This is a genomic window from Sanguibacter suaedae, assembly GCF_016342785.1.
GTDB lineage: Bacteria > Actinomycetota > Actinomycetes > Actinomycetales > Cellulomonadaceae > Sanguibacter > Sanguibacter suaedae.
This window is the reverse complement of sequence record NZ_JAEINH010000003.1, coordinates 283,979-293,118: the sequence shown is the minus strand read 5'-3', so window position 1 is coordinate 293,118 and position 9,140 is coordinate 283,979. Positions and strand designations below refer to the sequence as shown.

The 9,140-nt window shown below is 73.9% G+C and carries 8 protein-coding genes; 3 read left to right on the top strand and 5 right to left on the bottom strand.

All coding sequences use genetic code 11. The annotated features are described in order from the left end of the window. Window positions 1-2 precede the first annotated feature (2 nt). Together rnc and mutM are read left to right on the top strand one after the other, a co-directional pair. Window positions 3-698, top strand: a complete 696-nt coding sequence (rnc, locus tag JAV76_RS05430; RefSeq protein ID WP_198732997.1) for a ribonuclease III — start codon at window positions 3-5, stop codon at window positions 696-698. Continuing rightward, window positions 691-1,647 carry a bifunctional DNA-formamidopyrimidine glycosylase/DNA-(apurinic or apyrimidinic site) lyase gene (gene mutM, locus JAV76_RS05425; RefSeq protein WP_198732996.1) on the top strand — a complete coding sequence of 319 codons (957 nt, stop codon included), beginning with the start codon at window positions 691-693 and terminating at the stop codon, window positions 1,645-1,647. The genes rnc and mutM overlap by 8 nt, the downstream gene beginning before the upstream one ends. On the opposite strand, the gene JAV76_RS05420 is transcribed toward mutM, so the two are convergent. Continuing rightward, window positions 1,625-2,578 (bottom strand): phosphoglycerate dehydrogenase, encoded by a 954-nt coding sequence (locus JAV76_RS05420; RefSeq protein WP_198732995.1) that lies wholly within the window; start codon window positions 2,576-2,578, stop codon window positions 1,625-1,627. The genes mutM and JAV76_RS05420 overlap by 23 nt on opposite strands. 125 nt (window positions 2,579-2,703) lie before the next feature. Here JAV76_RS05420 and JAV76_RS05415 point away from each other — a divergent pair, with 125 nt between their 5' ends. After that, window positions 2,704-3,327 carry a response regulator gene (locus JAV76_RS05415; protein WP_198733075.1) on the top strand — a complete coding sequence of 208 codons (624 nt, stop codon included), beginning with the start codon at window positions 2,704-2,706 and terminating at the stop codon, window positions 3,325-3,327. Between the two features lie 21 nt (window positions 3,328-3,348). On the opposite strand, the gene JAV76_RS05410 is transcribed toward JAV76_RS05415, so the two are convergent. From JAV76_RS05410 to cydB, 4 genes are read right to left on the bottom strand one after another with little or no spacing between them, the layout of a single operon-like run. Continuing rightward, complete coding sequence (locus JAV76_RS05410) at window positions 3,349-4,557, bottom strand: sensor histidine kinase (protein ID WP_307844006.1); 1,209 nt, start codon at window positions 4,555-4,557, stop codon at window positions 3,349-3,351. Further along, window positions 4,554-6,365 (bottom strand): thiol reductant ABC exporter subunit CydC, encoded by a 1,812-nt coding sequence (gene cydC, locus JAV76_RS05405; RefSeq protein ID WP_198732994.1) that lies wholly within the window; start codon window positions 6,363-6,365, stop codon window positions 4,554-4,556. The genes JAV76_RS05410 and cydC overlap by 4 nt, the downstream gene beginning before the upstream one ends. Then, window positions 6,362-8,071, bottom strand: a complete 1,710-nt coding sequence (gene cydD, locus JAV76_RS05400; RefSeq protein WP_198732993.1) for a thiol reductant ABC exporter subunit CydD — start codon at window positions 8,069-8,071, stop codon at window positions 6,362-6,364. The genes cydC and cydD overlap by 4 nt, the downstream gene beginning before the upstream one ends. After that, entirely contained in the window at window positions 8,068-9,129 is a 1,062-nt protein-coding gene (gene cydB, locus JAV76_RS05395) for a cytochrome d ubiquinol oxidase subunit II (protein WP_198732992.1), read from the bottom strand. Before cydB ends, cydD begins: the two co-directional genes overlap by 4 nt. Window positions 9,130-9,140 lie beyond the last annotated feature (11 nt).

The following is a 9,140-nucleotide window of genomic DNA, read 5'->3' as shown; positions in this document are numbered from 1 at the left end:
TCATCGCGCTGCTGGGGGCCCACTTGGCCCCCGAGCTTCTCGTGCTTGCGCTGACGCACCGGTCCTTCGCCCACGAGGCCGGTGGCATCCCCACGAACGAGCGCCTCGAGTTCCTCGGCGACGCCGTCCTCGGTCTCGTCTCGGCCGAGGCGCTCTTCCGTCGCCACCCCGACCGCCCCGAGGGCGAGCTCGCGAAGATGCGCGCCGCCACCGTGTCCCAGCGGGCGCTCGCCGCGGTCGCGCGAGACCTCGATCTGGGCAGCTTCGTGCTGCTCGGCAAGGGCGAGACTCGCACGGGCGGGTTCGACAAGGACTCGATCCTCTCCGACACCGTCGAGTCGCTCATCGGTGCCGTGTACCTCAGCCACGGGCTCGAGGTCGCCCGGGAGTTCGTCCACCGGCTCATCGACAGCACCCTCGACGTCGCCGCAGGCCTCGGTGCGGGCCTCGACTGGAAGACGTCGCTCCAGGAGGCCGTCGCGGACCAGGGGCTCGGTGCTCCCGAGTACTCGAGCACCGCAGAAGGTCCCGACCACGCGCGGGTCTTCACCTCGGAGGTGCTCGTCGACGGCACCGTCCTCGGGACCGGACAGGGCACCGCGAAGAAGCACGCGGAGCAGGACGCCGCGCAGCAGGCCTACGAGACACTCCTCGCCCGGTCCGTCGAGGAGACGGGCGTGCAGGCCGCCGGTGCCTGAGCTCCCCGAGGTCGAGACCGTCCGGGACGGGCTCGAGCGGCACGTCCTCGGTTCCAGGGTCCGTGACGTCCACGTCCTGCGCGACTACTCGGTGCGTCGCCACGAGGGCGGTCCGCTCGACCTCGTCGGGAGGCTCCGCGGGCGGACGCTCGTCGCGGCCGCCCGCCGCGGCAAGTACCTGTGGGTGCCGCTCGACGACGGGTCCGCCCTCCTCGCGCACCTGGGCATGAGCGGCCAGCTCCTCGTGCGCTCCGGTGAGCCCGGACCGGCGTCGGGCCCGGGGGCGCTGTCGCCGCACCTGCGGGTGCGGCTCGACCTCGACAGCCCCACCCCGGGTGAGCGCCTCACCCTCGACTTCGTCGACCAGCGGACCTTCGGTCACCTCTCCGTGTGCGAGGTGCTCCCCACGCCCGACGGTCTCCCCGGCGGTCTCGGGTCGCCCGATGCGCTGGTTCCCGTCCCGGTCGCCCACATCGCGCGAGACCTCCTCGACCCCGCGCTCACCGCCGACGGCCCAGGGCGGGCGGCTCTCGTCGACGCGGTGCGCAGGCGCCGCACGGGCGTCAAGCGGGCGCTGCTCGACCAGACGCTGGTGTCCGGCATCGGGAACATCTACGCCGACGAGGCGTTGTGGCGGGCGCAGGTGCACTTCGCCCGCTCCACGCAGGGGATGCCGCGGGCGCTCGTCGCCCGGGTGCTCGCCGCCGCCGAGGACGTCATGCGCGAGGCCCTGCACCAGGGAGGGACGAGCTTCGACGCCCTCTACGTCAACGTCAACGGCGCGTCCGGGTACTTCGACCGGTCGCTCGCGGTCTACGGGCAGGAGGGACGGCCGTGCCGACGGTGCGGGGCGGTGGTCCGGCGGGACGAGTTCATGAACAGGTCGTCCTTCTCGTGCCCCGTGTGCCAGCGTGCTCCGCGGAAGGTCAGCGTTCCACGACGTTCGTGAGGGGCGCTCCCGCGAGGAGCGCCGTGAGGTTCTCGTCCACGAGCCGCGACGCGCCCTGGGGACGACCTCCGGCGGCGTGCGGCGTGAGGATGGTGCGTGGCGCCGTCCACAGGGGGGACTCCGCGGGCAAGGGCTCACGGTCCGTGACGTCGAGCGCCGCGCCGCCGATCGACCCGTCCCGCAGCGCGCGGTCCAGGGCGACCTCGTCGACCGTGGAGCCTCGGCCCACGTTGACCACCCACGCGTGGTCGGGCAGCAGCGCGATGCGTCGGGCGTCGAGCGCCTGCGCCGTGCCGGGCGTCGCCGGGAGGATGCACACGAGGACGTCGGTGGTGGTCAGCCGGTCGTCGAGCTCGTCCGTCGTGATCACGGGGTGACCGGCCCGCTCGCCGGCCGTGGTCGCGACCCCCACGACGTGGGCGCCGAGCGCGGTGAGCAGGGGTGCGAGCCGCTGCCCGATCGACCCGAACCCCCAGACGGTCACCTCGCGGCCGTCGAGCGTGCCCAGCCCGGGGAAGGTCGACGGCTCGCTGGACTGGACACCGCCCAGCTCCTGCGCCCACCGGTGCTCGCGCTGGGCGTCGAGCATGAGGTCGAGGCGCCGCACCGCGGCGAGCACGAGCCCCAGCGTGTGCTCGGCGACGGGGCCGTCGTGGAGGGAGCGACCGGACGTGATGACGACGTCCGGCGCGAACCCGGCGGCGACGACCACGTCGGGGCCCGCGGCGAGGGCCTGGACCCAGCGCAGCGAGCCGAGCCGTGACGCGGCGTCGGCGAGGAGGGCGCGACGGTTACCCCACACGACGAGCGCCTCGGCGTCGGTGTGCTCCTCGGGGACGGGGTTCTCGACGTCGTAGGGCACGAACGTGACGTCGCTGCCGGTGGGTGCGGTGACGTCCAGGGGCAGGGACGTGGGCAGGAGGACCTTCATGCCCCCACCCTGCCAGGTCGCGCTCCGCGGTGCCCGAGGTCCCACCCGGTGCGCTGCGCGCCGCGTACGATGAGCGGGTGGACAGCGTGCAAGAGGGTCAAGGTGCCGGGACGCAGATCAGCGTCATGATCGTCGACGACCACGAGGTCGTCCGTCGGGGGATCGCCGAGGTGATCGACCGTGCCGAGGGCATGGGAGTCGTCGCCGAGGCGGGCAGCGTCGCGGAAGGCGTCCGGCGTGCAGAGCTCGTGCACCCCGAGGTCATGCTCATCGACCTCCAGCTGCCGGACGGCACCGGGATCGACCTCATGCGACGGTTGCGCCAGACGCAGCCGAACATCCGCGCCATCGTCCTCACGTCCTTCGACGACGACTCCGCCCTCGCCGCGGCACTGGAGGTGGGAGCCGCTGCCTACGTCCTCAAGAGCGTGCGCGGTGCGGAGATCGCCGACGTCGTGCGGGCCGTGGCGTCGGGCCGGGTCCTGCTCGACGAGCGCACGGTGACGCGCCGCCGCCGCGAGCACGACGACCCGACGGAGGACCTCACCCCGAGCGAGGTGAAGGTCGTCGAGCTCATCGGCGAGGGACTGTCCAACCGGGAGATCGCCGAGCGCCTGAGCATCGCCGAGAAGACCGTGAAGAACCACATCACGTCGCTGCTCGCCAAGATGGGGCTCCAGCGGCGCACCCAGGTGGCCGCGTGGGCCGCCGCCCGTCGCAATCACGCCTGGGCGCAGGACCCGCGCTAGCGGCGCGGGGCCCGCGTCAGCTCAGACGGGGTCCTTGAGCGGCGCGCACCAGGTGAGCAGGGTGCCCCGCCCCGAGGGCGCGTCCTCGATCGAGGAGGTGCCGCCGTGCTGACGCGCTCGGGCGGCGACGTTCCACGTCCCTGACTTGCGGCCGCTCGGTGCGCCGAGCCCGACGCCGTCGTCCTCGACCTCGACGGTGACCTCGCCGGACGGGACGGCGCCGCCGGCCGCCGAGAGCACCGTGACGCGCACCGCGACGGACGACGCGCGGGCGTGCCGTGCCGCGTTGGCGAGGCCCTCGCGGACCACGGCGAGGACGTCGTCGGCGAGGGCCTGGGACACGAGGGAGTCGAGGGCGGCCTCGTCGTCGTCGATCGCACCGAGGCTGCGGTCGTCGAGCGAGATGACCAGGGACGGCGCGAAGCCGAGCCCGGTCCGGGCGAGCGCGGACTCGCGACGGAGGCGTTCCACGAGACCGGTGGCGGCGTCGGGGTCACGCAGGGAGTGGACGATGGAGCGGATCTCGCGGACGGAGTTGTCGACGTTGTCGAGCGCCTCGTCGAGGATCGCGATGAGCCCGGCCTTGTCGAGGCCTCGCGCGGCGCGGCGCCGCACGGTCTCGAGCTGCATGCCGGTGGCGAAGAGCTGCTGGATGGCCAGGTCGTGGAGGTCGCGGGCGATGCGTTCGCGCTCCTCGACGAGCTTGCCGAGGTCCTGCGCCTGGCGGGCCTCCGACAGGACGAGCGCGAGGGCGGCCTGGTCGGCGAAGGTCGACGCCCGTTCGAGGTCCTTGCCGATGAACGACTCCTCGCCGTCCTTGCGCAGCAGCACGAGGACGCCCACGGGTCGCTCCGCGGTCCCCATGGGGGCGTAGAGGGCCGGCCCGTAGCGGCGCATCGGCGGGAGCTGGAGGTTGCGGGCGTTCTTCAGCGACGGGACGAGGCGTCCCTTGCCGGTACGCAGCGCCGTCCACGAGAGGCCGGTGTGGGGCATGCTCAGGCCGAGCAGCTCGTCGGCACCCCACCCACGGACGATCTCCATGACGAGCTCGCCCTTGAGGCCGGGCAGGACGAGCGCCGCCGCGTCCGCGTCGGCGATCTCGCGGGCGACGGAGACGATGTGCTCGAGCACGTCCTCCTCGGGTGCGCCGGAGAGGAGCATGGTGGTGATGTGCGCTCCTGCGCTGAGCCACCGCTCGCGTTCCACGGCGTCTGCCTCCACGGGTCTCACTGGGTCTCCTCCGGTGCGGTCGGTCCGCCGTCCTCCGCGGCGATCCCCTCACGGTACGCGGCGTGGGTGACCAGGAGTGAGTCGTGCGTCCCGCGTGCCGCGACCTCGCCGTGGGCGAGGACCAGCACCTCGTCCGCTGCGACGAGGGGTGCGGTGCGGTGGGTCGCGACGACGACCGCGCGGGGGCGCTCGGGGTCGTCACCGAGGCGGAGGAGGTCCCGCAGGAGCGTGTCCGCGGTCTGGGGGTCCAGGTGCTCGGTGGGCTCGTCGAGGAGGAGCACCGGGGCGTCGGAGCACAGGGCCCGCGCGGCGAGCAGGCGTCGGCGCTCCCCTCCGGAGATGGTCGTCGCGTCGCTCCCGAGCTGGGTGAGGAGCCCGTCGGGGAGGGCGTCGAGCCACGCTCCGAGACCCGCGCGACGGAGCGCGTCGCGGGCCTCGTCGTCGGTGACGTCGCCACGGGCGACCCGGAGGTTCTCGAGGACGGTGGTGTCGAAGACGTGGGCGTCCTCGGTGGTGACGACCGCCGTCCGCGCTGCGTCCGTGGCGTCGTGGACGGCCGTCCCGTCGGGGCGGAGGGTGCCGCCCACCGGGGGGAGGAGTCCTGCGAGCGTGAGCAGCGTCGTGGTCTTGCCCGTCCCGGAGGCGCCGACGAGCGCGACGGAGCGTCCGGGGGTGAGGGTGAGGTCGAGGCCTGTGAGGACGGGCCGTCGGCCGGGCCACCCGCACGCCAGGCCACGGGCGTCGACGAGCACTCCATCCGTGTCCCCGTCCGTGCCCCCGGGCAGCCCGTCGTGGGCCGTCCTGGAGGGCGCCTCGGGCTGGCCCGTGAGGGGGTGGCCGGTGCGGGGCGCGGCGTCGTCGAGCAGCGCGAGGATGCGCCGCGCGGCCCGGCGCGACCGCTGCACCTGGATCGCGGCACCAGGGAGGACGAGAGTGGCCTCGAACACGGCGAGCGGCGTGAGGACCACCACGGCGAGCTCGACGGGGTCGAGCGTCCCGGCACCCACGGCAGGCACCGCGACGACGAGCGCGCCGAGGACCGCGAGCCCGACGGCGAGGGTCCCCAGCCCGGCGGCGAGACCGGAGGTGCGCGCCCCGCGGTCGGTGGCCCGGGTGAGGCGGCTGTCCGCGGCACGGAGCGCGTCGAGGCGTTCCGTGAGACGTCCGGACACGGTGAGGAGGGCGGAGTGCTCGACGATCTCGAGGCTCACGGCGGCCATCTCGGCGCGGGCCTCGCTGGTGCGGGACTCGGTCGTGCGTGCGCCGACGGCGGCGAGCCACGGTGCGAGGACCCCGGCGAGGACGAGGCACGCGGCGAGCACGACCGCGGCGCCGCCGTGGAAGGCGGCGAGCAGGCCCACGGAACCGGCAGAGACGACGAGGGCGACGGCCGCGGGGAGGAGTCCGCGGACGACCACGTCGCCGACGGCGTCGACGTCGGCCCCGACGCGGGCGAGGAGGTCCCCGCGTCGGAGGGCCGCGACCGACTCGGGGCGCCCCACGGCCAGCCGCGAGTAGATCTCCGTGCGGAGCGTGGCCATGCCGTGCAGCGCCACCGTGTGCGAGGCGAGCCGCTCGAGGTAGCGGAAGACCCCGCGCGAGATCCCGAAGGTCCGGACGCCGACGGTCGCCACCGACAACGTGAGGACCGGGGGCATCTGGGACGCGCGGGCGACGAGCCACGCGGAGACGGCGGCGAGCGCTACCGCGCTGCCCAGGGCGAGGACCCCGAGCGCGACGGCGAGGGCGACCTTGCGCCACTCGACACCGAGCATGGCGACCGCTCGCCACAGCGGATCGCGTCTCATGCTCGTGCCTCCGTCGACGGTGAGACGGCGGGGCGCGCGGGCACGGGCCCCGTCGGCAGCGGGGCGGACGTCACGACGACGACCTGGTCGGCGACCGCCACGAGCGACGGACGGTGCGCGACCACGAGGACGGTCCGGCCGTCGGCCCGCAACGCCTCGACGGACCGCAGGACGTGCTGCTCGGACAGCGTGTCGAGGTGCGCCGTGGGTTCGTCGAGGACGACGAGCTGCCGCGGGGAGAGCAGCGCCGCCGTGAGGGCGACGCGCTGACGCTGCCCCACGCTGAGCCCGAGACCACCGTGGCCCACGCGGGTGTCGAGCCCCTCGGGGAGGGTGTCGAGGACCTCGTCGAGACCGGTGCTCCGCAGCGCTGCGACGAGGGCGGGGTCGTCGTCGGACGAGCCGTCGACGACGCCGAGGGCGTCGCGCAGGGTGCCCGGGGGAAGTGTGGTGCGCTGGGGGAGCCACGCGACCTGGTCCCACCAGGTGCGCGGGTCGAGGTCCGCGAGGTCCTGCCCGCCGACGGTGATGCGTCCCGTCGTGGGCGGGACGAGGCCCAGGAGGGCGAGGACCGCCGTCGTCTTGCCCGCACCGCTCCGGCCGGTGAGTGCGAGCACCGTCCCGGGGGGCAGGCGCACGGAGAGCGCGACGGGGGCCAGGAGCGACCGCCCGGGTGCGGCGACGCCGACGGACTCGAACCGGATCTCCGCGGAGCGCAGGTCGGGCGCCAGGGTGCGGCCTGCCTGCGGCGCCTCCTCCTCGAGGACGTCGAACGCCGCCTGCGCCGCGGCGATCCCGTCGACCGACGCGTGGAACTGGGCACCCACCTGCCGCAGCGGCAGGTACACCTCCGGTGCGAGGACCAGCACCGCGAGCCCGGTCTCGAGCCCGAGGTCGCCGTGGACCAGCCGCATCCCGATGCCGACGGCGACGAGCGCCACGGACAACGTCGTGAGGAGCTCGAGGACCATCCCGGAGAGGAAGGCGACGCGCAGCGTGCGCATGGTCGTCCGCGTGTACGCCTCGCCCAGCTCGCGGACGCGCGCGGCGGGCCCGCGCTCGCGGCCGAAGGCACGCAGCGTGGGGAGCCCGGCGAGGAGGTCGAGGACCTGGGCGCCCAGCCGCTGCATGGCCACGAGCCGACGTTCGGACGACGACCGGGTGAGCTGGCCCACGAGGATCATGAAGATCGGCACGAGGGGGATGGTCACGGCGGCGACGACCGCCGAGATCCAGTCGAGGCCCGCGATGACGATGAGGGTGGCCGGGGTGACGGTGACCGCGAGGAGGAGCTGGGGGAGGTAGCGCACGAGGTAGGGCTCGAGGTCACCGAGCCCCCGGGTCACGAGGGTGACCGTGTCCATGCCACGTCCCCCGGCGGCCCACCGGGGTCCGAGCGCCGCGGCCCGGGCGACGACCTGCTCGCGCTGGTCGTCGACGACGCGGGCGGCGGCCCTGTGCCCGTAGCGTTCCTGGACCGTCGTGACCACGGCGCGCAGGACGACGACGATCGCGAGCAGCCGCAGCGGCTCCTCGATGTCCGCGAGCCCGACCCCACCGCTGACGACGGGCGCGAGGCACGCGGCGAGGAGCAGCGCCTGGGCCACGACCAGGGTCGCGGTCGTGGCGCCCAGGAGCGCCACGAGGACGACGTACCCCCGCGCGGGCCGCGCGAACCGCAGCAGCTTGGGGTCGAGCGGCTTCACGCGCTGGGGGGCGCGCCCGGCGTGCGCCGGGAGTCGCGCGTGAAGGACAGGCTCGGGAGCCCGATGGGGTCGGGGATGTGGTCGACGGTGATGCGCTTGCGGAACACCCAGTACGTCCAGCCCTGGTAGAGGAGCACGAGGGGCGTGAGGATCACGGCGACCCACGACATGAGCGTGAGCGTGTACTCCGTGGAGGACGAGTTGCGGATGGTGAGCGAGTTCTCCGGGTCGAGCGCCGGCATGACGTCGGGGTACATGGACCCGAAGATGAGGACGACGGCGGCGACGATCGCGACGGCGGACCAGAGGAAGGCCCGTCCTTCCTGGGCTCGGGCGTTCGCCACGACGACGCCGACGAGCGCTCCGGCGGCGACGAGCACGGCGAGCCACGTCCAGGCGACGGAGTAGGAGACCTGGGCCCAGACGGCCCACGTGCCGGCGGCGAGGACGCTCGCCACGGAGAGGCGAGCGGCGATCGCCCGGGCCCGGGTCCGGATCTCCCCGTCGGTCTTCAGGGCGAGGAAGACGGCTCCGTGGGTGAGGAAGAGCAGCAGGGTCACGACGCCGCCGAGCAGAGCGAACGGGGAGAGCAGGGACCAGAAGCCGCCGACGAACTCGTGGTCGGCGTCGAGGGCGACCCCGCGGACGAGGTTGGCGAACGCGACACCCCACAGGAGGCCGGGGATCCAGGAGCCGATGATGATGCCCTGGTCGCAGCGTCGTTGCCAGGTGGGGTCGGAGATCTTCCCGCGGTACTCGAAGGCCATGCCGCGGAGGATGAGGGCGATGAGGATGAGGAACAGCGGCACGTAGAAGCCGGAGAACATCGTGGCGTACCACTCGGGGAACGCTGCGAACGTCGCTCCGCCGGCGGTGAGGAGCCACACCTCGTTGCCGTCCCACACGGGGCCGATGGTGTTGATGACGACGCGGCGCTCCTTGTCGTTCCGTCCGAGGACGGGAAGGAGCATGCCGACACCGAAGTCGAACCCCTCGAGGACGAGGTACCCGGTCCAGAGGACGGCGATGAGGACGAACCACAGCAGCTGGAGATCCATGTCAGGTGTCT